The sequence below is a fragment of the Arcicella lustrica genome (genome assembly GCF_034930985.1).
Taxonomy (GTDB): Bacteria; Bacteroidota; Bacteroidia; order Cytophagales; family Spirosomataceae; genus Arcicella; species Arcicella lustrica.
The window spans coordinates 165,155-189,078 of record NZ_JAYGIM010000001.1 but is presented as its reverse complement, the minus strand read 5'-3'; the positions used below and the strand labels follow the sequence as shown (position 1 = coordinate 189,078).

13 protein-coding genes are annotated in these 23,924 nt (G+C 35.0%); 9 read left to right on the top strand and 4 right to left on the bottom strand.

The features are described 5' to 3' along the window. Window positions 1-114: 114 nt before the first annotated feature. Window positions 115-531 carry a response regulator gene (locus VB798_RS00795; RefSeq protein WP_323254943.1) on the top strand — a complete coding sequence of 139 codons (417 nt, stop codon included), beginning with the start codon at window positions 115-117 and terminating at the stop codon, window positions 529-531. 91 nt (window positions 532-622) lie between these two features. Then, window positions 623-1,717 carry a hybrid sensor histidine kinase/response regulator gene (locus VB798_RS00790; protein ID WP_323254941.1) on the top strand — a complete coding sequence of 365 codons (1,095 nt, stop codon included), beginning with the start codon at window positions 623-625 and terminating at the stop codon, window positions 1,715-1,717. A 278-nt stretch (window positions 1,718-1,995) separates the two neighbouring features. Here the strand turns inward: VB798_RS00790 and VB798_RS00785 are convergent, their stop codons facing one another. The 3 genes from VB798_RS00785 to VB798_RS00775 all read right to left on the bottom strand — a co-directional run bounded on the left by VB798_RS00785 (window position 1,996) and on the right by VB798_RS00775 (window position 14,058). Then, window positions 1,996-4,410, bottom strand: coding sequence for an OmpA family protein (locus tag VB798_RS00785; RefSeq protein WP_323254939.1), 2,415 nt, complete (start codon window positions 4,408-4,410; stop codon window positions 1,996-1,998). Between the two features lie 84 nt (window positions 4,411-4,494). Next, complete coding sequence (locus VB798_RS00780; RefSeq protein WP_323254937.1) at window positions 4,495-5,481, bottom strand: PorP/SprF family type IX secretion system membrane protein; 987 nt, start codon at window positions 5,479-5,481, stop codon at window positions 4,495-4,497. Between the two features lie 111 nt (window positions 5,482-5,592). Then, complete coding sequence (locus VB798_RS00775; RefSeq protein ID WP_323254935.1) at window positions 5,593-14,058, bottom strand: Ig-like domain-containing protein; 8,466 nt, start codon at window positions 14,056-14,058, stop codon at window positions 5,593-5,595. 643 nt (window positions 14,059-14,701) lie between these two features. Between VB798_RS00775 and VB798_RS00770 the strand changes: the two genes are divergently transcribed. The 5 genes from VB798_RS00770 to htpG all read left to right on the top strand — a co-directional run bounded on the left by VB798_RS00770 (window position 14,702) and on the right by htpG (window position 20,021). Then, window positions 14,702-15,238 carry an RNA polymerase sigma factor gene (locus VB798_RS00770; protein ID WP_323254933.1) on the top strand — a complete coding sequence of 179 codons (537 nt, stop codon included), beginning with the start codon at window positions 14,702-14,704 and terminating at the stop codon, window positions 15,236-15,238. A 116-nt stretch (window positions 15,239-15,354) separates the two neighbouring features. Then, complete coding sequence (locus VB798_RS00765; RefSeq protein ID WP_323254931.1) at window positions 15,355-16,560, top strand: hypothetical protein; 1,206 nt, start codon at window positions 15,355-15,357, stop codon at window positions 16,558-16,560. Window positions 16,561-16,674: 114 nt separating this feature from the next. After that, a complete protein-coding gene (locus VB798_RS00760) occupies window positions 16,675-17,337 on the top strand; it encodes an outer membrane beta-barrel protein (RefSeq protein WP_323254929.1) in 663 nt (220 codons plus the stop codon). Window positions 17,338-17,502: 165 nt separating this feature from the next. Next, a complete protein-coding gene (locus tag VB798_RS00755) occupies window positions 17,503-17,748 on the top strand; it encodes an acyl carrier protein (protein ID WP_323254927.1) in 246 nt (81 codons plus the stop codon). A gap of 455 nt (window positions 17,749-18,203) precedes the next feature. Next, window positions 18,204-20,021, top strand: coding sequence for a molecular chaperone HtpG (htpG, locus tag VB798_RS00750; RefSeq protein ID WP_323255824.1), 1,818 nt, complete (start codon window positions 18,204-18,206; stop codon window positions 20,019-20,021). Window positions 20,022-20,093: 72 nt separating this feature from the next. On the opposite strand, the gene VB798_RS00745 is transcribed toward htpG, so the two are convergent. Further along, window positions 20,094-22,502, bottom strand: coding sequence for a heavy metal translocating P-type ATPase (locus VB798_RS00745; RefSeq protein ID WP_323254925.1), 2,409 nt, complete (start codon window positions 22,500-22,502; stop codon window positions 20,094-20,096). Window positions 22,503-22,692: 190 nt separating this feature from the next. Between VB798_RS00745 and VB798_RS00740 the strand changes: the two genes are divergently transcribed. Both VB798_RS00740 and VB798_RS00735 read left to right on the top strand, forming a co-directional pair. Beyond that, window positions 22,693-23,388, top strand: coding sequence for a Crp/Fnr family transcriptional regulator (locus VB798_RS00740; RefSeq protein WP_323254923.1), 696 nt, complete (start codon window positions 22,693-22,695; stop codon window positions 23,386-23,388). Between the two features lie 140 nt (window positions 23,389-23,528). Then, window positions 23,529-23,894, top strand: a complete 366-nt coding sequence (locus tag VB798_RS00735; RefSeq protein ID WP_323254921.1) for a Crp/Fnr family transcriptional regulator — start codon at window positions 23,529-23,531, stop codon at window positions 23,892-23,894. Window positions 23,895-23,924: the final 30 nt, after the last annotated feature.

Here is a 23,924-nt window from a genome sequence, read left to right as displayed (position 1 = left end):
AAATTGAGTTATTGAGTTTTATAAACTTAGGTACTCGGTACGATATTAATAACTCAGTCTCTTTAAAATTATTAAAAGAGAATTTGATCTCTATTAATAAAATTTTGAAACGAAATGAATAATATTCCCCAGACTTTAATTGTAGATGACGAACATCTCAACAGAATTTTACTTTCTCGTTCACTACAATCATTTAATATATCTTACAGCGAAACCACCGATGGTCAAGAGGCTATAGCATGGATAAAACAATCTACTGAAAAAGAACTCATTGTTTTATTAGACTTGAATATGCCAGTAATGGATGGTTACGAATTTCTATTTTACTTAGAAAGCAATCCAGAAGAATTTTCTGACAAACATATTGAAATCATCATCGTATCAGCAGCCAGCCAAAATAGTTTCGATGAGTTGTGTAATCTAGCTGGAATTACGTTAAAAACTGCAGCGTATCTCGAAAAACCTGTAAGTAAAAACAGGTTACAAGAAGCCCTCCTTCTTGCTACTAACAACTTCAACTCGGTTCTCTAATCAATATAGATGTTCTTCTACATCAAAAAAGCTTTTTAGCAAAAAAGTGTGATTTTTGATTTATGATTAACAATATTTTACAAAAACAATTATGACTAAAATCGTATTGATAGAGGATGATTTTTTGCTTGCAGATAATACAAAAACAATTTTAGAAATAAGCGGATTTAGTTGCTTTGTTGCAGAAGAAGGAGAAATCGGGATTCAATTAATTGAGGAAATTCAACCCGACATCGTAATTTGTGATATTATGCTTGGTGAAATGGATGGCTATGAGATTCTCAGAATTATCCGTTATGAAAAAGGTTTGGTCAATCTTCCATTTATTTTTCTTTCAGCAAGAGCCGATTTATCTGACAAAAGAAAAGGAATGAATTTGGGTGCGGATGATTTCCTGACGAAACCATTTACCACCAAAGATTTAGTAGAGACGATTAATTCTAGGTTAGAAATTAGCTCTCTTAAAAAAGCCTCTGCTGATGTCGAAATCAGAAAAAATGCTACCGATATTTTTCTGAGTATCTCGAATCATGAATACCTTACTCCACTAAATGGCATTGTCAATTTTACTGATTTGATGTCAGAACATATTGACAATTCTGATTTATTAGACATCAACGAGCTTCAAGTACTGATTGATGGCATTAGGCTTTCGGGCAATAGGATGCTCAGAATTACAAGAAAATTACTTTGGTACAATCAGCTAATCAATGGCATAAATCCTTGGAAACATGCAGCCAAAGAACAAGTAGATATTGTAAAGCTTGAAAATAAGTTATTCAATCAACTCAAGAAAAGCAAATCCACTGATTTCCATTTAATTGCAAATCATAAAGCCTTGCCTCTTGAAGGCTACGACGGCATTTTTCTTGAGAACATACTTTCAGAACTGTATCAAAATATCATTCAATTTGCGAATATAGATTATAGAATTTATTCTGAAATACTTACTACCGATTCAGAACTGATACTAAATTTAAAAAATCACTTTCTGGGTATTTATGAAATGGATACTCAGGCGATAAAACCTTTTTACCAAGCACATGTTACCAAAGATAAGAATGGTACAGGTTTAGGTTTATACATCGTAAATGAATGGGTGAAAAGTATTGGTGGGCAATTAGAAGTAACCTGTACAAATAGTATTTTTGAAGTAAATATTACATTGCCAAGAGTACTGAAATAGTATTCAGAAGCTTATATCAAAAACATGAGTCATCCCGAATTTTCTCTTGAAAAAGCAAGTTTTAAAAGATTTCAATGTTTTTGAGATTTATTCTCGTCCTTACTTTTTGCCTTGATGCAAAAAGTAACAAAAAAATCAAGAATTCCTAAACTCGCTCCGCTCAAACAGTAGGAATTCGTTACCCATCAATCATAAAAAAGCGGTCTAAATTAGCTTTTCGACCGCTTTTTTATGATTTTAAAATTCGGGATGACTCATGTTTTTGATTATTAATCCACTTATTTTAACTGAATAATCTTAAACTCCGAACGTCTGTTGGTTTGATGTTGCTCTTCTGTACATTCTATTCCGTCGGCACATTCGTTTAATAATTGTGTTTCGCCATAGCCAGAAGTCTCAAATCTGTTAGCGGCAATCCCTCTTTTTACCAAATATTGAACTACCGAAGCTGAACGATTTTCAGAAAGCGTTTGATTGAATTCTGTTGTTGCTCTACTATCAGTATGAGAACGAACTTCAATTCTCATATTCGGATAACGGCGCATCAATAACAACAATTTATTCAATTCTTTAGCTGCATCAGGACGAATATTGTACTTGGTATAATTATAGTAAATATTGTCGATAGCAATGACATCGCCTTCTTCAAACATACTTAAATTAGCATTGATTTCTTGTGGGCCGTCTTTTCCTAATTTATCTATTTTGTTTCCTTTTGAAGCAAAATTATCTTTAGAAGCATCTATCGTATATTCACATCCTTCACAAATTTCAAACTGATAACGCCCGTTTGGACCAGTCACAACAGTTTGTATTGTGCCATCACATTCATTGGTAAGTGTAACTTTTACACCACCTAACGACGATTTATCTTTATTCACTGTTACTCTTCCTTTTACAATTTTAGTTGCAGGGCAAGGAGAGGTATTTTTAGAAACCGCAACATCGGTACTGTCACTCATGAGTACTCGCATCAAAGGAATCTCAAGCGCTCTCAGCATATTACTTTCAGTACTTGTAAACGAAACACTATTAGGCAAATAACTATCTCTACTTGCATTGAAACCAAATTGCTTGTTCAAATCAATACAAATTCTGAACGAACCATTTGAATCTGTCTTTTTCATCACTGTTTTGCCATTTTCAACTACGGCAACATCAGTATTATCTAAAGGCATTTTTGAATCTGCATCATATACAATTACTTGCAGTTCTTGACATTCTGGTTTTTCATCACACTCACGAGTAAAACGGTAAATATCATCATCAGTTCCTCCACGTTTTCGGTTCGAAGAAAAATAGCCTGATTTACGTTCTCCATCAGTAATCAATCCAAAATCATCTTTACTTGAATTGATTGGCATTCCCATATTTGAGACATTACTCAATACTTTTGTACCTGAAAGTTTCACATAAAAAATATCTAAATCGCCTAATCCGGGATGACCATCTGATGAAAAATATAAATTACCTCTTTCATCTACAAATGGGAACATTTCATTCCCTAAAGTATTAATGGTTGGTCCCATATTAATAGGTTTACCAAATTTTCCATCGTTGTATTCACAAACATAAATATCAGTTCCACCATAACCTCCTGGCATATCCGAAACAAAATACATCAGTTTATTGTCTTTCGTAAGCGAGGGGTGTCCCGTTGAATAATCGTTATTATCAAATGGAATTTCTTTGATATTTACCCATTCTCCACCCTTTTCTTCAGCAGTATAGATTTTCAGTTTATTAACCTTATCAGCAGAAGTTTTGTATTTACCGTTATTGTAATTATTTCTAGTAAAAATTACTCTCTTTCCATCACTGGTAAAAGTCATTGGTCCTTCATGATATTTAGTATTTAAGCTTTTGCTAAAACTTTCCGTTTTTACACCTGGTGTTTCTACGAAATTTCGATAGATATTCGACCCACTGAATGTTCCGATTGTTCGAGTATCATTGGCAGTTGGAGGAGTATATACATCTTCACCGACAGCTTTTCCTTTTTTCCCAATCTTCAATTTATCATCTGCTGAACTTCCCAAACCAGCAGGCGTTGTCGCCGTTAATTGGTTAATATCACTTAAATAATACATATCTAGGAAATGTGAATTATCCCAAGAAAACATTCTTTTCAAACCAATTTCATTAACTCTACTTGAATTAAAAACCAAACCATTTTTGTAATACATTGGGCTAAAATCGGCATGGTCGGTATTGATTGACAAGTAATCTACTTTATAACAAGTAGCATTTCTGTTTAAAACATCAACGTTTTTATATAATTTCTGGAAACCTCCGCTTCTTTTATCTGCAATTTCTACTTTTGAATATTGTTCATAAACATCTTGTGCTTCCTTATATTTTCCATTAGAAGCCAATGCTTGGGCATAGTATAAATATACCTTTGTATCAGCACCAGAAAATGTTACTCCTTTTGATACCAGTTCATGATAAACTCTTTCTGCGTTTTGTGAATCACGCATTTGTCTGTATGAATAAGCTAATTTTATCATCGCAGCCTGTCGGTCTGCATCTGATAGTTTACCTTTTAGCACCTGTTCAAACAATTCAGAAGCATTTAGGTAACTCATCTGCTTGAAATGATACTCCGCATCTTTTAATGTCTGAGCAATCGTACAAGCTGTTGCAAGCAACACCATACAGAAAGTGAGTATAATTTTATTCAAATTAATCATCGTTTTAAATGTTTTACTAGCTATGGTTTTTACTAGAAGGTTTCTCTTTGGTTTTGAGTATTTAACTCTTTCAGTATTGATTTTTTAAAAATAACGTGGTGTAAGAATTTTCGTTTTACGATAACCAAATTCATAACGAAGCATAAATTCATGCGAACCTTTTTGTAAACTTTTTAAACCATTAATTGCATAATCATAAGCATAGCCAAAACGGATTTGATCGGTAGCTTGTACTTCCAACATTCCAATAACTGCATCGCCATTTTGGTTGGTAAATGGTGAAGAGAATTTCAAGTTATTGGTTCTCCAAGAGCACCCTAAAGCAATTCTATCGTTATACCAAAGGTTCATATTCAAATCAAAAGAAGCTGCATCACGAGTAACTTTTGATAAAAAAGACGGCTTTAAAGTAAACGAGCTTCCTAATGGAAATACATAACCCAACATGATAAAATAATGACGTTCCTGACGAGATGCTGAATCGGTAGCGGTACCAGTCTGCGTACTTGTCAGCTTATTTCTCATCAAACTAGGACATGAAAAACCGATATAACCACGGTCGTCACTCAAAAATACGCCAGCTCCAAAATTCGGCAACCATTTATTAAATGAATAAGTAAAGGCTTGATCACCTGTTTGAGTAACTAAGGTTTGTGTTAAATTTCCAGAAATACTAGTTGCACCAGCCTGAATCCCCATTGCTAAAGTAGCTCTTTGCGTAACTTTTACTCTGTAGGCATAAGAACCATACATTCCTACATTTCTATAATCCCCGATTCTATCATTATACGCTTGGAAACCAACACCTACTTTTTCTCCATTGATTGGGCTATCTATTGAAAAAGATTGCGTTGTAGGTGCACCAGTAATGTTTACCCATTGCTGTCTGTGTACAACAGTGGCACTCAGTACATCACGACTACCAGCGTAAGCAGGGTTCAAGGGTAGCATATTGAACATATACTGAGAATATTGAACCTCTTGCTGGGCCCGAACCGAATGTACAGCGATGATTAACAACAATGGGGCTGTCACATATTTAATTCCTGAAAGCAAACCTTTGAACTTCATGTGATTCAAATTTAAATTTTTTATGTTTTAACAGAATTTTCAATTCTGTTCTAAGATTAATTGGATTTCATTTGTTGCCATTCCGTATTTGAAATGGTAACAAATGATGTTCTATCGAGAAATTGTCATGTAACGTACTGGCTCAACATTTACAGGTAATGCTACTTTATCACCTGATACTCGTTTGTAAACCGTTACCACGTAGAAATAAGTACCAGAAGGTAAGCCATCTCCAACTTCTATTATTCTTAGACCAGTATTTGGCATTCCGTTCCAGTCATTTTTATAATCAGTAGAAGCATACACCAAACTTCCCCAACGGTTATATACTTCTAGATTGGCTCTTTCATCAGCATTTACTCCATCAATTACAAATGTATCGTTCACCCCATCACCATTTGGCGAGAATCCATGAGGAATTGATATTACTGTAATCTTCTTAGGGAATACCATTGGTGTTGGCGACGATTCCAAAGGTTTACCATCTTTATTTGGATCAGGATTAGCACCATTTACTGATGAATCTGTTACATCAACTGGAGTACTTTCTACACTCACAGCTTTTGCATGAGCGAAAGTGAATAATGTATCAATCAAAGGTTTGGTAACATTTACCACATAAGTTATCACAATGCTGTCTCCTACTGCCAAAGCCGTATTTTCTGCCACTGTAAGGACTGTGTCTCTTCTTCCATTGAAAGTTGTATTCAAAACAGCATTCACTCCTTTCACCATTGTTGGTCTTCCTAAAATAGTCCATGAACCAACTTGCTTACCAATCGTCGTTTCTAAATCATTGCTCAAAGCAACTTTATTCAACAATACTGGTCCGTAGTTTTTAGCAACTAGCGTTAAAGTAACATTGTATGAACCATCTGACTGAGCAACAGTATCTGTTACAGCTGCTAAAGCAAGACCTATCGAAGCCTGAGAATTCAAACCATTTTCTTTTTTAAGTATTACTGGTGTGGCAACATTATCATTATTTGGATTAGCATCTTTGTTTACATCAGGACTTACTCCATTCGTTGATACGTCGGTATAAGATTTATTATCTACACCAAGTCCTATTCCTACTGCAACGTTATTGAAAACAGAATCTGTAGCAGCAGCAACATTCACCCTTACTGTTAAATTAATAATGGCTGAATCTCCTCTAAGCAATGTACTCAATGAATCAACTAATAAATTGGTATTAGTGCCTTTACCCGTATAATTTGGATTAATTGTAATGCCAGCTTTCGTACTTGTTACTACTGGTTTTCCTAACGATACTGCACCTTTAAAAGTAAATACGCCATCCAAACTATCTTTTACACTCAGCTTTTTAATATCAAAAGCGCCCATATTTACGACTCTGATTCGGTAAGGAACCGTCCAAACATTGGCAGAATCACGTTTTAGTCCAGTTGCTACAAGTTCTTTCGCTAAACCAATTATTGTATTTGGTGGACCTAATGGTACTTTCGTAATACTTGGAGTGGCGTTTACATTTGTTCCATCACTAGATTTTGCTGTAAGTACTTCAGCATTTGGTCGAGTTCCAGTAATTAAAGCTTGGCTGTTGTAAGGGCCAGTATTGCCGCCAGTTACCACTTGAACAACATAAGTAATTGTATCAACAGCATTTGGTAACATTAAACTGGTAGCCTTATTAACTAAATTAGAATCTAGCAAACTAAAACCATTATTTACAACTAATCTAGAACCTCTTCCTAAAGTTGGATTTTGAATTACTGTCACCGTAACTGGGCTTTTGAAAGTACTTGCCAAGCTACTGGTTAAGCTGATATTTTTAAGCGTATCGCTACAGAAGTTTTTGGCAATTAAACGATATCTAACATTGTAAACTCCAGGTCTTACAATTGAAGTATCAGCTACTGACATCGCTAATCCAATTTTACAATCTACACCAGTGTTTTCTCCATTAATTGTAACTGAAGAGTTATTATTCGTAAGATTACTATCTCTAAATGAAATAACCGAAGCTGGGTTTACAACTGTAGTGTTTACTTTCATTTTGGCTACATAAGCAAATGTTTTTACTTGTCCTCTTTCAAGTGAATCAAGATTAATTAAGATTTGTCCACCTGAAATTGTCAATCCTGTTGAGCTAGAAACAAAGGTTAAACCAGCTGGAAGTGGATTGGTAATCACTAAATTTCTTGCTGTGTTCGGTCCATTGTTAGTAACAGAAATCAAGAAATTAATATTCTCATCCAATTTTGCGCTAGTTCTATCCGCTTCAATTTTAATTGCAACATCTGCTTCAATGCTAGTATTTCCATTATCAACAATAATTCTTGTTCCAGCAGAATAACAACCATCAACCGATTGATAGAAAGCGAAATAAGTACCTACACTCACCGCAGTTGGTGTTAATACTACATTTGATATTGGTGAATTTGTAGTTCTAAATACTAAAATTGTACCTGATGGTGTGCTACTTGTAACCAGTCTGGTTAAGTCGGCAGTAGTTCCAGTCGCAATACTTGTATTAATAGCCACTGGCGCAGCAATTGTTGAAGTAGTATTCACCACAAATGATAATCCATTTGAAGTTGGAGAAATACATACTCCACTCTCACAAGTAGCCGTAAATGTCACATTAGCACTTGGCAAAATAGTTTTAGGGCTTCCAGTTGAACCATCAGACCATCTTATTGTTCCAACACAACCTGTTGCTGTTAAAGTAATGGCTTGTCCTAAACACACCGTTGTTTTATCAGAAGTAATCACTGGCGCAACAAGATTACACAATTCTGTCGCTACAATTGTTACTGAACTTCTATCGTCTTCATTATTACTCGTACCATTCGCAGGAGTTGAATCTGGATCTGGCTGATCTGATTTAGTCACTTCGGCTGCACTTGTAATTGTTCCTGCTGAAACAACTCTTGCCCGATAAGTAAATACTTGTGAAGAACCAACAGGAATACTAGCAATCGTTCCAGTGATAACTCCAGAAGTATGCGTTGTGTTTGTACTTGAGATAAATATTAAACCTGTTGGAATAATATCTTTAATTTCAACATTGGTTGCAACATTTGGTCCAGCATTGCTTACCGTTAAAGTATAAGTAAGCGTATCTCCTACAGTTGGTGTAAGCTTCGAAACCGTTTTTACCAAACTTAAATCTGCATTTTCTCCAATAATTGTTACTGAGCCATTATTGTTTGTTAGGTTACTATCTTTAAATGAAGTAACCGAAGCTGGATTCACAACGCTTGTTCTTACGTTCATTTTAGCAACATAAGCGAATGTTCTTACTTGTCCTCTTTCAAGCGAATCAAGATTAATTAGGATTTGTCCACCTGAAACAGTTAATCCACTTGAACTAGAAACAAATGTTAAACCAGCTGGAAGCGGATTGGTAATCATTATATTTCTCGCAACATCTGGTCCATTGTTAGTCACAGAAATCAAGAAATTGATATTCTCGTCCAATTTAGCTGTCGTTCTATCTGCTGAAATTTGAAGCGCAACATCAGCATTCTGTGCGTTGCTTCCATCATAAACAATGATTCTTACACCTGCTGAGTAACAACCTTCAGCTGATTGATAAAAGGCGAAATAAGTACCAGCACCAACAGTAGTTGGGGTTAAAACAGCAGTCGATAATGGAGAATTCGTAGTTCTAAATACTAAATTAGTACCTGCTGGTGTGCTACTTGTAACCAGTTGAGTCAAGTTAGCTCTTGCACCTGCGGCAATAATTGTATTAATGCTAACTGGCGAACTAATTGTTGAAGTAGTATTCACTACCAATGATAATTCATTTGAATTTGGAGAAATACACGCTGAACTTTCACAAGTAGCAGTAAATCTAACATTAGCACTTGGCAAAATAGTTTTAGGATTTCCTGTTGTACCATCCGACCATCTTACTGTTCCGCTACAACCTGTAGCTGTTAAAGTAATGCTTTGTCCTAAACAAATAGTTGTTTTGTCTGAAGTAATAACTGGTGCTGTAGTTCTTGTAACAGTAATCGTTCTGCTCAATGATGCCGCACTTGTACATTGTCCGATACTACAAGTTGCAGTATAAGATGTTGTAGTTGTTGGTGCTACTGATACAATTGTACCTCTTTGACCATCCGACCAGTTAACTGTACCCGCACAACCAGTAGCTGTAAGTTGTACAGCACTTCCCAAACAAATACTTGAAGTAGCAGAAGTAATTACTGGAATAGCAGGATTTTCAACGGCAACCACTACTTGTTGTGATTTTACAGAAGTACAAAAAGCTGTACTACAAGTCACTGCATAAGAAGTTGAACGAGTTGGTGTAACCGTAAGGTTTGCTCCAGTAGCCGTTTTATCATCAAAATACCAAGTTACAATACCTGTACAACCACTTGCCGATAAAGTAGTAGAAGCACCTGGACAAATCGTTAAACCAGTTGTATTAATCGTTGGTGCTGGAATCGGTACTACTTTAATAACCTTAGCAGTTGAAGCATTACTGATACAACCATTTACTGTACAAGTAGCGGTATAACTTGTTTCTACTAATGGAGTTACTAAGATAGAAGTTGTTGTTTGACCAGTATTCCATCTTACTGAACCATTACAATTTAAAGCTGTTAAGGTTACAGATTCAGAAGGACAAATTTCCGTTTTCTCTGCTAAAATTTCTGGAGCATTTGGTTTCTGAGTAACAATGATACTGATTGAAGCCAAAGCACTTTCGCAACCAGAAGCTTTACATTTTGCTGTAAATGTTTGCGAAGTAGAAGGTGTTACTGTTAAAGTATTTCCTGTTGGTAAACCTGCTACTTGCCATTCAACGACTCCGCTACAACCTGTTGCTGTCAATACTGAAGATTCGCCTACACAAATTGAACCCTGTGATGAAGCTAAACTTGGCGAAGCAATATTTGTAACTGTAATACTGATAACATTTGAAACTGGACTTTGACAAGCATTTCTTTGACAAGACGCTGTATAAGTTCTTGTACTTGTTGGACTCACTGTAATTGATGCCACATTTGTCTGACCAGAACTCCATACTATCGTAGAACCTGTACAACCCGTTGCCGTTAAAGTAGTTTGTCCATTCAAACAAATTGTACTATTTGTTGCAGTAATTACTGGCGCAACAAGATTACATAATTCAGTCGCTACAATTGTTACTGAACTTCTATCATCTTCTGTATTATTCGTACCATTCGCAGGAGTTGAGTCTGGATCTGGCTGATCTGATTTTGTTACTTCGGCTGCACTTGTAATTGTTCCTGCAGAAACAACTTTTGCTCGGTAAGTAAATACTTGTGAAGAACCAACAGGAATACTAGCAATCGTTCCAGTGATAACGCCAGAGGTATGCGTTGTGTTTGTACTTGAGATAAATGTTAAACCTGCAGGAATAATGTCTTTGATTTCAACATTGGTCGCAACGTTTGGCCCAGCATTGCTTACCGTTAAAGTATAAGTAAGCGTATCTCCTACATTTGGAGTAAGGTTGGAAACCGTTTTTACCAAACTTAAATCTGCACGTTGAGTAACCGTTACGGTTGCTGTTGAAGTATTGTTAGCTAATGAATTGGGATCATCTTCAGTACCAGTAATTGTTGCAGTATTGGCAATTGAACCTGTTCTGGTTAATCTTACATTAATTAAAAGTATTTTATTTGAACCTTCCGATAAGCTGCCAACATTCCAAACACCCGTTGTACTATTATATTGACCTGTAGGAATAGCACTTACAAAAGTGGCTCCTTGTGGTAATAAATCTGTAACTGTTACATTGTTAGAATTTAACGTACCAATATTTCTAGCATCAATTGTATAGGCAATTTCCTGACCTAATAAATAAGAAGGCGAAGTTGAAGCATCTGGAGAAGTAATAACCGTTTTTACAACAGCTAAATCAGTAAAACATTTTTTTACTTTGAATGAAATTGAAGTACGGTCACTCACACAACCTTCTGGACTTGTCGCTTCAGCAAAATATGTAAAAGTACCTTCGCTAGTTGGGCTTACAGCAAAACCTAAGTCAGAGCCAATACCAATCGCCGTTATACTTGTGGCAGAGGTGTACCATTTAATAGTATTACCTGCACTCACCGCAAATAATTTAGTTGAACTTCCTAAGCAAATAAGCGTGTCACTTTTCAAGTTTAAAGGTGCTACTGGTTTTGCTTTAATCGTTAATATCGTATTAGCAACAGCTGCATTACAAACTGAAACTGCTCCGTCTGGGTCATTCGATGTAAATGTTAAAACAATTGAACCGTCTGTCATATCAGCTACAGATGGCGTATATTTTGCTGTTAAGCTATTGGCATTATCAAAAGTTCCCGTTCCATCTGTCGTCCATACGCCACTTGTTGCACCACCACTCAAAATAGCATTTAATTGTACAGGACTTGCAACACCTCCACAAATTGGTAAAAGTGCTGTTAAACTAACTACTGGAGGATTAGTACATTGACAAGAATTAATATTTACAACAACCATTGCGCCATCGCTGTAACAACCATTGCTTGATTTTTCGAAAAGGAAATAAGTTCCTGCACCAATAGCAGTAGGATTTGAAATAACTGCCGAAGAAGTTGAATTAGCAGTATGCCATTCAAAAGTTCCACCTGCCGAAACAGTACTTGTAATGGCATCAGCTAAATTCACTGTACTAGCATTAATGGCACAATTATTAGCAATACTTGCAATTACTGATGGCGTTGTAGGTTTCGGAGTAACTGCTATTTCAACAGATGCTTTTTCACTTGGACAAGCACTACCTGTTGTACTAACAATACTTAAAAAATAAGTAGTCGTTTGTGTTGGAGATACTGTGATTGAAGAAGTAGTAGCAAATGGAGTGGTAGCAGTAGCTGAAGTAAACCATTGGAAAATTGGATTTGTAACACCTGGAGTTCCTATCGTTACTGTTCCGCCTGCACACACTGTTGTTCCTAATATAAATGGAGCGGCCAAAGTAGTTTTTACAGTAAATCCTACACCTACAGCATCTAATTGCGCACATTTTCCACTTGTATTAATGGTCGTTACTAAATCACTTGCTTTAGTAACCCCAAAAATGACAGATGATAAATTCAAGAAATTGCTATTAGCTGAATTGGCATCATATACTAAAGTAAATATTTTATAATCATCAGGAAGCCCAACTGTAAATGAAGGTGTGCTGCTAATTTGTTGGATTGTATTAGTAGTCCCTTTTGTTAAAATATAACTTACAGAATAATTAGTAGGTACTGTTGGCGATACACCCGTTGTTGCAGTAAGAACAACCGTTCCACCTGCCGCTGGCAAACACAAACTTGTATTGGTTGCGGTTAAAGCTCCAGTTCCAATAATACAATCTGAAACCAAACCAGCACCAATTGTTAGATTATCTCTACCAACATCACCAGAAGGTTTCGTTACATCAATTGCAATATTGTTTGTAAAACCACCTGTTCCTGCATCAGAGTCATTATTAACATTACTTCCAGGAGCATTAGGTGTTACAAATGTTCTTCCAGATGGTAAAATAAATTTAATTTTGTAAGAACCAGACATTAAATCACTGAATAAGTATCTTCCACCGTCAGCAGTAACATCCGTTGCTAAAAGCGTATTATCAGTAGCATCATACAATTCAACCGTAATACCATTTAAACCAGCTTCACCTGTATTTCTAATTCCATTGCCATCAACATCACTCCAAACAACACTTCCAATCGAACCAAATGCACCCGGTATAAATTTAATTGCACAACATCCATTTACTGGGCAACGTCCGTTATTGGCTGTAAAAGCAAATTCTGTATAATCAGTGATTGCTGTTATTCTGATGTTTCCATCTGGTAAAAGCGTAACACCAGAAGTAGTACTGGTAACAACTGTTGGAGTACCTGAAACTCCTACTTTTTTAGTCCAAACGATATTTGTGAAACCTGTTGGTAAACTCGTTGTATATTCATCTCCATTATAAAAATACTCTTCAATTGAAAAACAAGTAGCATCTTGGTCATCTTCTAAAATCAAATGATTATTTGGTGTAGAATCTGTATCTTGTTCTGTCTCTTTCGTAATTTCTGCAGTATTATACCAAAAGCCTCTTTGTGTAACAGTAGCAACGATGGTCATCGTTAGTTCTGCTGTACTTCCAGCTACTTCGCCAACGTTCCAAATTACACTCGTAATGCCAGATGTTGTACTAGTTGTAGCAGAACCAACACCATTTACATTCAATGATTTGAACGTAACACCTTGAGGCAAGACATCGGTTAATTCTACTCCTGTGGCTTTATCAGGATTGATATTGGTAATTTTTACGGTATAAGTAATGTCTGTACCAACTGCTGGGCTTTGATTGCTGACGCTTGTACTTACCGACAAATCTGGCAAGGCAGCAACAGTTTTGAATGATGAAATCAGTGTCAGAAACATTACTCCAACAAAAGCACGACAAACAACCATTGCATAACGGTTTTGTGTCTTAGTATTGCTAAATAATGATAACACAGCCCAAAATGACGCTAAAAAATTAGCAGCTATTTTTGGTGCACGATTTTTGGCAACTACTTCAAACGAGCAGTCACTAAACCAATTCAACAGTGTTGTTTTCATTAGTTTTTTGCTTTTATCAATCGAGTTGCTTTGGTAAAAAAATTGATTCATTATCCGTACAGTTAGTAGATTGTCCATTTTTATATCCTGAAATACTCCTCTGAATGTGTTAGATGAACAATTGAGTGTCTAATCAAATTGATTAAAATATATTTAAACTCGCTTCAATTTTTAGTTTTCTGATAAAAATCACTAAAAGAGCTATTTGAGTTATTAAAAATTACACATTAAATACAAAACAATTAAAGTGCTGAAATTCAGCACCTTGAACGATAACAAAATATATTTCCAGAGATTTTGGAGCTATTTTTATCGTCAAATGGTTGATTCACATGCAAAAAGCATCCAAAATTGTGCCAAAGAACGAAAAAGTATAAACTATTTTTAACACTCAAAATATCGACTTTAAATCCATAAATGGGCATTTATCAATTCGTTGAATATTTTTTCAACAAATAAGAATAAGGGCGTTTCACAAAAGCAAAACTGGAAGCAAATCGTCGTTTTTATTTCCATAAAATTTCAAGTATTTTCAGAAAGTATTAAAGGCTTTTTCCTTTTATAGCGAACGATGAAGAAAAAAATAAAAATATTTTTCAGATAGAAGCAATACGAAGAAAACAATCGGTGTATTCTGATACAGATGAGGACAGAACAACTACTACATACATTAAAACAGTGCCGAAAGAATGACCGTAACGCACAGCGTGAGCTCTATGAAAGCTTTTATAGATATGGTTTGTCGGTTTGTGTACGTTATGTGGCAGATATTGATACATCGAGAGAATTATTAAATGATGGTTTCATGAAAGTGTTTAGTAATATAGATCAATACAAGCCTGATTATCCCTTTGTCAACTGGTTCAAAAGGATTTTAGTGAATACTTGTATTAATCACCTTCGGAAATCACATCAAGAAATTCCTACTGCTGAATTAGTGGAAGCATCGGAAATGGGAATGGAAATGGATTTGTTTGGAAAGTTTTCGGTTGAAGAAATTGCTATCCTCATTCAGCAATTACCACCTGCTTACAGAACTGTTTTCAATCTACACGTTATAGAAGGTTATGAACATAAAGAAATTGCTGAAATGTTGAATATTTCAATTGGCACTTCACTTTCTAACCTTCATAAAGCCCGAAAAAAATTACAAGAATTGATTTTAACTAATAATTTTTAAATAACCTCAACGATTATCTTTTAAATAGCGATGGTGATTAACACTTCAAAACATTAATTACTAGCCATTTACGATAAAAAAAGATACTCATTTTTAGTTAATAAAGCACTGAAATCATGGATGAACAAGATTTTGACCGACTGTTTGGTTCGCAGCTCCCAAATTTTGCGGGAAGTGACTGGCGGGAAATGGAAGGGCGTTTGGAAAGACGAGATTTAAAGCGGAAAATAACCAGATTAATGTGGGCTATCCCCTCAATAGCAACTATTATGTTTGGCGTTTCTGCGGTATTGTACCATTATTTAAATCAGACTCAGCAAAAACTAGCAGCATTAGAGAACCGTTTGGTAGAAGTTCATGCTAAATATTCAAGCAAACCTGATACCGTTTTTCAAAAAACAGTGGTGTACGATACCATTTATCAAAAAGTATTCGTCACCAAAACAATAGTACAAACACCCAATTCCACTGAAAACTTTACCAATAACCAAAACAACGCTTACTTCGAAAAATATGATAATAAAACTACTGGAGAACAATCTTTAATTGAAAGAGAAAAGTATATGGGACTCAATAAATTGAATTTCAAAAGTCCAATTTTATATACTCCATCCCTTGATAAAAAAAATATGATTGAATCTTTTAAATCAGTGGAAATTGAAGAAGATTCATTTATTACAGAAAATCATTTTTCGTTGATACCAAAATCTGTTTCAATTGGGGCTTTGGCTGGTGTTCAAGTACCTTTTGGTGATTTTTTAGAACGTGGCGGTGGTTCACAACTTGGTTTTAGAACTGTATTGGGCTACCACAACAGTAAAGGTTTAGAGCGTTGGGGCATCGTAATTGACGCTCAAAAAACAAATCTTTTCTTTGAAAATCATAAAGAAGAAGGTTTTGGTCCTTTTGATGGTGGTTCTGGAGGCATGATAAATCCAGGAGGCGGGAAAAAACCTTTAAAAAAAGTAGATGTACCTGAGTTCTGCGCTTATCAAGTTAGCTTGGGCTTGCGTTATAATTTATTATTTAATCAAAACTTCAAACCATATTTTGGAGTAAACTGGAGTGTGCAAATACCTAATCAATATAATATCAATTACTATTATGAAGACCCAACAAATAACCAAAGTACCTCTAACAAACAAGCTGCAATTGCTAATTTGTTAGGGGGAAATGTTGGGGCGACATATCAATTTTCAAAACATTTACTAGCAAGTGCCGAAATGTATTATCAGACTCAAGCTTTAAAAAACCCAAATCCATTAGATGCTCCAGCTACTTTAGGTGCTAGGCTTGGGCTTTTTTATCAATTCGGGAATTGAAGTAAACGTTAATTTTTAAATATAATCCTTATTTGATTTCAGGTTTTCCGAAAAAACCTGATGGTAAATTTTTGTCCAAAAAATATCTAACCACTATTGTTTATAGTACAAAAAATGAAAAACAATCAGCTTAAAGTAGTAATTCTAATGTGTGTTTTTAGCTTAGCTTTCAAAGTAAATGCACAAAATGCCAATCAAAGTGAACCAGTTTTTGGAACGGTTGTCGTGAAAAAAACAACAAGCGATTCTACCAAAAAACCATTTAATTTATTCAAGCCTGCTTTTTTAAGACTTGGAATAATTGGTGGAAGTATGATTTCATTTGACGGAGGTAGAAATTCAAATGGAGGAATGTTGGGTTTGCGAGTTGAGTATGGTATTTCTAATCGTTTTTCAGTTGTTGGGCAATTGCAAAATAATAGAAGTAGAAACGATGAGTTCCCAGATGCTCAGGCTTCATTAGGTTTGAATTGGATGCCATTTAAGAGTAAACGTTTACAACCTTACGTTGGGCTTGGCGTCGGAATTGGAGGAAACGGATTGGGAAGAAATGATTTTCGCTATTCAGGAAGAAGATTTGATTATGATAACCTGAACGAAAGAAGACATGCTGAAGGTTTTGGTTTAGTCAAAACTGGCTTGAACTATGTATTAGCCAAACGACTTATCGGAACAATAGAAGCTAATTATCAGATGCCATTTCAAAGAGAAGGCTCGAATGGAAATGCCAATATCGCTTTAGGTTTGTCGTATCAATTCGGAAGAAAAAAGATATAAAAATAGCAACACAAATTTGGTTTTATATAAACGGTTGGAGTGTTTACTCCAACTGTTTCTTGAAAATTTGTGACAATTTCAATCAAAAAAGATTACTGACTGTTCAATTCAGTTAGTAAAATTAATTCTTGCAATAGAAAGCTCAACCCATAAAAATCATATTTTATGAACACATCGGTCTTGGAAACAATCCAGTTTTTTTTAACAAAAACATTCTATGTAAAACCACAGCATGTGAAACCTTATACTAGAATTCACGAAGATTTAAGGCTCAATCAAATGGAGTTTTTAGAAATGGTTGTGACTGTTGAAAATACGTATCAGATACAACTGGCCGATAATGAATTAGGACGTTGCAAGAAAATTAACGACCTCGCTCTGATAACTGAGCGAGCTTTAGGAAGAATATGAGAGGTTTTTTTCATAGATGTAGAGTTTAAGTGAATTGGAAACGCCATAAAAAGAATTTATGGCGTTTTTTGTTGCCCACAAGCTAAATACTCCTAAAACAAAAAACCCCATAACTAGCGATAGTCATGAGGTTAATTGAGTATGTTAGTGTACATAGGATTGTTTTACAAAGATGGTTACTTTCTACGAGAATTAAAATACGTATTTATACCTATTTTGAAGAAAAATAAACTTTAACGTAGCAAAAAAGCGTTTATAGAATATTGGAAAAATATTTATTTTACCCTTTTTCAAGTACTCAATATGCTGAAATATGCAAGGAATTGCTAGCAAAACCACTTCATTAAGCCCTTCTTCTGCCAATTTGACATTTCTACTCATCTTGGAACTGTATTTGTAAATCTAGCTTCCATAAAAGTTTGAAATGTTTTAAGCTAAAAAATGACAAAATGACTATGCAAGAAAAAGGTAATATCTCGATTCATACCGAGAACATTTTCCCGATTATTAAAAAATTCCTTTATTCAGACCACGAAATTTTCCTTCGTGAATTAGTGTCAAATGCCGTTGATGCTTCGCAGAAAATTAAAAGATTAGCTTCAATTGGTGAGTATTCAGGTGAGTTAGGGGCATTGAAAGTGACGGTTTCTTTCGATAAAGAAGCAAAAACTATCACTATTTCAGATGCCGGTTTGGGAATGACTGCCGAAGAAATCAAAAAATACATTAATCAAATCGCTTTTTCGGGTGCTACCGAATTCGTAGAAAAATACAAAGACAAAGGTGATGAAAAAGCTATTATCGGACACTTCGGTTTAGGTTTTTACTCTGCCTTTATGGTCGCTGAAAGAGTTGATATTGTTTCAAAATCATATCAAGAAGGTTCAGAAGCTGTAAAATGGACTTGCGATGGCTCAACAGAATTTGAAATTTCTGAGGCTACTCGTGATGCTCGTGGTACAGATATTATTTTACACGTTGCTGAAGATTCTTTAGAATTCTTAGAAGAATTCAAATTGAAACAAATTCTTGATAAGTACTGTAAATTCTTACCAATCGAGATTGAATTTCAAGAAAAAATCATCAACAATCCAACGCCAATCTGGGCGAAATCTCCTTCTGAATTAACAGACGAAGATTACCTTAAATTCTACGAAGAGCTTTATCCATTCTCGGAAAAACCTTTGTTCTGGATTCATTTGAATGTTGATTATCCTTTCAACTTAACGGGTATTTTGTACTTCCCTAAAGTGAAAAATGAATTACAGTTACAACGTGAAAAAATTCAATTATACAGTCGCCAAGTATTTATTACCGACGAAGTAAAAGACGTTGTTCCTGAATTCTTGATGTTGTTACACGGTGTAATTGACTCGCCAGATATTCCTTTGAACGTGTCTCGTAGTTTCTTGCAAGCGGATAGTAATGTGAAGAAAATCAATTCTTACATCACTAAAAAAGTAGCGGATAAATTAGCAGAATTATTCAAAGCTGACCGTGCTGGTTTTGAACAGAAATTTGATAATATCGGTCTTTTCGTAAAATACGGAATGATTTCTGATGAAAAATTCTATGACCGTGCCAAAGATTACTGCTTAGTTCAAAACGTTGATGGCAAGCATTTTACCTTGAACGAATACGCTGAATTTGCACAAGAAAATCAGAAAGATAAAAATGACGATGTAATTTACTTGTACACTAGCGATGTAAATGCACAAGATACTTTTATCCAATCTGCTAAAAAACGTGGATATGATGTATTGAAATTAGATTCAGTGTTAGATAGTCACTTTATCAATCAGTTAGAAACCAAATTGGTAAAAACTAGCTTGAAGCGAGTGGATGCTGATACCATCGAAAAATTGATTGATAAAGGCGTTTCTGTTGATGTGGTGCTTTCTGAAACCGAAAAAGAAACAGTGAAAAAGGTTTTTGAAGAAGTAATCAACGACACCACGAAAGTAGTTGCTTTGGAAGCAATGCCAGTTGATGAATTGCCTGCTGTGATTACTCAAAACGAATTCATGCGTAGAATGAGCGATATGTCTCGTGCTGGCGGTGGCGGAATGGGAATGTTCGGTGCGATGCCAAACAATTATATCGTTTCGGTGAATGCAAACCATGCTTCGGTAGCTAAAATTCTTCAAACTACTGATGCTGAAGAGCAGAAAAAATTAGCGAAGCAAGTTTACGATTTAGCATTATTATCACAAAATATGCTTACTGGTGCTGATTTAACAGCCTTTATTCAAAGAACTGCTTTAGCATTGTAAGAATACAACTCCATAAAAAAGCGCTGTTAGGTTTTACTTAACAGCGCTTTTTTATGAATTTTCATTTAAAATCTACTCCCTATTTTTAAACATTTTATTACCTTTTACAACCATTCCGATGGATGCAATTCCAACTAAAGTAATTGAATTTACAGGCATTAAAATTGCGGCAACAATTGGTGAAAGTGTTCCTTGTACTGCGAAAGTTAAACCTATACAATTGTACATCAACGAAAATACATAACTAAAACGAATCAGTTTTAAAGCAAATTTACTGTATTTTAAATATGCAGGAAGTTCTTTTAAATGTTCTGCTGCAATAATTCCATCGCTCATCGGCGTAAAATTCAAAGTGTCATCAGTAACGGCAATGCCAATTTCTGCTTGCTTTAAAGCACCAGCATCGTTCAAACCATCGCCAATCATGATTACTTTCTTGCCTTCCGCTTGAAGCTTTTTAATAAATGCTAACTTTTCTTGTGGTGTACAGTCAAAATGCAAATATTCTTTGTTTTTAAACCAACTTTCAAGATGCGCTCTTTCACTTTGGTTATCGCCCGAAAGTAAGTAAGTATCATAATTTTTACCCAGATTTTTAATCGTACTTTCTATCTCTTTTCGGTAGTGATTTGGCAAAGTAAAATAGCCTAAATACTCATCATCAATTGATAAATGGGCGACTGAAGCTGAAAAGGATTTAGATTCAGCTTTCAATGAAGGATTCACAAAAGTACTTGAGCCTAGTTTCACAAAATGTCCATGATATTTTCCTTCAATGCCTTTTCCAGTTGTTTCATAAAAATCTTCTATGGCTAAAAAGTGCTTTTTTCCTGAAATTTCTTTGATTGTCTGAGAAATCGGATGTGAAGAATTGTGTGCCAACGAAACGACTAACATTTCCTCAAAAACCGAAAGCGGGCGTTTTCCTTGAAACTGTGGCTTCGCTCCTTCTGATGTTGTAATTGTTCCTGTTTTATCAAAAACAATGGTATCGCAATTTGCCATTGTTTCAATCACATCACCATTCTTTAAATAGAAATGTTGTTTGCCAAGTATTCTCAAGCCATTTCCTAAAGCAAATGGATAACTCAATGATAAAGTACAAGGACAAGCAATAATCAAAATCGCCGAAAAAGCATTTAACATTTTGCTGACATCAGTAAAATACCAATAAATAGCCACTGAAAATGCTAAAGTCAACACGCCAAAAGTAAAGTACTTGCCAACTAAATTAGAGAACGATTTAATCCTACTCTCCTGCTCTTTCTGAAAAGTATCGTTGTTCCAAAGTTGTGTTAAATAACTTTGTGAAACATCTTTTAATACTTCCATTTCAATGCTTGCACCAACTTGTCGCCCGCCAGCAAACAGAAAATCGCCTAATTGTTTTCTTTCCAAAGCGGCTTCGCCAGTCACAAAACTATAGTCAATATTGGCTTCTCCTTTGTATAAAAGTGAATCCGCAGGAATCAATTCTCCGTTTCTAATCAGAATTTTATCGCCTTTTTTCAAAGCACTTACCGAAACAGATTCATGTTCGCCCAAAACTAATCGAGTAACGGCTAAAGGAAAATATGATTTATAATCCCGTTCAAAAGAAAGAAAATGATACGTTTTTTGCTGAAACCATTTCCCGATTAATAAAAAGAAAATCAGTCCAGTCACTGAATCGAAATAACCCGCACCATGATTAAAAATTACCTCATAAATTCCTCTGAAAAATGCCACAAGAATACTTAACAGAATCGGAAAATCGATATTCACTATTCCTTTTCTTAGACTTTTATAAACAGATTCAAAGTATCCTGATGCTGAATAAAATACTACGGGCGTCGCCAATACAATATTCAAATAGCCAAAGAGTAATTTATAAGTATCGTCTTGCAAACCCAAGTATTCTGGAAAACTGAAAAGCATGATATTGCCAGCACAAAAACCTGCTAAACCCAATTGAGTCAATAATTTTCTGTCATTGGGTTGCTTTTTTTCTTTCACAACATCGTTTAACGACATCAAAGGTTCATAGCCAACGGCACTTAATAATTCCGCTAGTTGCCTAAAAGTAATGCCTTTATCGGCAATATTATGTCTGAAAGTAACGGCTACTTGTTTCTTCAAAAAATCTACTTGCGAACGTTCAATTCCTTCATGTAAACGATACAAGTTTTCGAGCAAATACAAACAAGAACTACAATGAATAGTTGGAATATAGAAAGTGACTTTCGAGATACTTTCGTTCTGAAAATCTAAAAGTGTTTTAGCAATTTCTGGATTATCTAAAAACTCAAAACGTGAAAGCTGTGGCGTATTGCCAGATTTCTCTTCGATTTGGTAATAATTACAAAGATTATTTTGGTCTAGAATTTCATAAACAGTTTTGCATCCATCACAACAAAAATATTTTTCTTCAATATGAATATGGTCGTCGGGGCATTCGTTTCCGCAATGAAAACAAAGTTGCGCAGTAGTAGTAGCAATCATGAAAATGGCGTTTATTTTCTGAGCGAAAAGACTGATGCTCAATATCAAAAGCTCAATTTATTGTTTTGATTCATCAAAGTTCTGCTTTAGCGATTAACCAAAGTATGAGTAAAGCAATTGTTAAAACTGATAAAAGTCATTTACAAAGGATGGATTAAGACGCAATTTCGGGGATATTAATCCCGAAAAAATGATGAATCCAAGTTGTAATACATGCGAATTCAAGAATTCGTCTCTCTTTAAAAATTGTTCTTCTGATGAATTAAATCATTTAAACGATAGCAAGTGTTTTAATGTCTATAAAAAAGGACAAGTGATTTTTCATGAAGGAAACCGCCCTTTAGGGCTTTTTTGCGTATTCAATGGCAAAGTAAAAGTAAGCCGTTTGGGTTCAGACGGAAAGGAACAAGTAATTAGATTAGTAAAAAAAGGTGATACTTTGGGCTATCGTTCTTTGATTGAAAATTCAAAATATAGTGCGTCGGCAATTGCTTTGGATGATACCGAAGCTTGTTTTATTTCAGCTTCAGAATTTAATCACCTCATTGATAGCAATGTAAAAGTAGCCAGCGACTTGATGCGAATGCTTGCCAAAGTATTGGGCGATACGCAAGATAAATTGGTGCACTTAGCAATGAAGCCTGTACGAGAACGTTTGGCAGAAGCTTTACTGCTATTAAAAAGCACTTACGACGACAAAAAATCAGAACATTTTTCCATTTCAATTTCCAGAGAAGACCTATCCTCTATCGTTGGTACAGCCAAAGAGACCGTCATCCGCTTTCTTTCTGAATTCAAAGAAGAAGGCATTGTAAGTACTCGTGGTAGTGAAATCACCATCCTTCGAGCCGACAAATTATTGCAAATAAGTAGCTTATACGATTAGCCTTAAAAGCCTTGCATTAAATAAGTCTCACCATTTTTGTTAGTTTAAGCCGACTTATTTTATCAGTACTTCTATTGATAAAAATCATTTCAGTGGAGTAGGCAAAGCACTAACTTGTCGCCAGATTAATAAAAATCAACATGAACGAAGCAGAAAAAGTCATATTGTCTAGCGGTATTCAACTGAGTTTTAAACAAGGTGATTATCTATACCGAAAAGGGCAACATCCCGATTACGTTTTTTACATTAAAGATGGTAGTGTAGAATTAAAAGATGGTTTACAGAAAACAGTCGTCTTGAAAAACAAAAAGTACTTTTTAGGTTTAGAAGAAATGCTTTTAGAGAAAGACCATCCTTATACCGTAAAAGTTTTAGAGCATTCTATTTTTCTTATTTTCGAAAAATCATTGATAGATGCCTTGATTTATGAACACACCGATATCAGAAGGTATTTTATGATGAGCATCTGTAATCAATTAGAAGAAAGTAATACGGTTTTTGAATAAAAAGGATAGCTGATTAATATCATTTTTTAT

Coding starts and splice junctions, on each gene's coding strand:
- VB798_RS00780 (WP_323254937.1), bottom strand. CDS start 5,481: ATGAAGTTCAAAGGTTTGCTTTCAGGAATTAAATATGTGACAGCCCCA.
- VB798_RS00755 (WP_323254927.1), top strand. CDS start 17,503: ATGAACACATCGGTCTTGGAAACAATCCAGTTTTTTTTAACAAAAACA.
- VB798_RS00770 (WP_323254933.1), top strand. CDS start 14,702: ATGAGGACAGAACAACTACTACATACATTAAAACAGTGCCGAAAGAAT.
- VB798_RS00790 (WP_323254941.1), top strand. CDS start 623: ATGACTAAAATCGTATTGATAGAGGATGATTTTTTGCTTGCAGATAAT.
- VB798_RS00785 (WP_323254939.1), bottom strand. CDS start 4,410: ATGATTAATTTGAATAAAATTATACTCACTTTCTGTATGGTGTTGCTT.
- htpG (WP_323255824.1), top strand. CDS start 18,204: ATGCAAGAAAAAGGTAATATCTCGATTCATACCGAGAACATTTTCCCG.
- VB798_RS00735 (WP_323254921.1), top strand. CDS start 23,529: ATGAACGAAGCAGAAAAAGTCATATTGTCTAGCGGTATTCAACTGAGT.
- VB798_RS00740 (WP_323254923.1), top strand. CDS start 22,693: ATGATGAATCCAAGTTGTAATACATGCGAATTCAAGAATTCGTCTCTC.
- VB798_RS00775 (WP_323254935.1), bottom strand. CDS start 14,058: ATGAAAACAACACTGTTGAATTGGTTTAGTGACTGCTCGTTTGAAGTA.
- VB798_RS00745 (WP_323254925.1), bottom strand. CDS start 22,502: ATGATTGCTACTACTACTGCGCAACTTTGTTTTCATTGCGGAAACGAA.
- VB798_RS00765 (WP_323254931.1), top strand. CDS start 15,355: ATGGATGAACAAGATTTTGACCGACTGTTTGGTTCGCAGCTCCCAAAT.
- VB798_RS00760 (WP_323254929.1), top strand. CDS start 16,675: ATGAAAAACAATCAGCTTAAAGTAGTAATTCTAATGTGTGTTTTTAGC.
- VB798_RS00795 (WP_323254943.1), top strand. CDS start 115: ATGAATAATATTCCCCAGACTTTAATTGTAGATGACGAACATCTCAAC.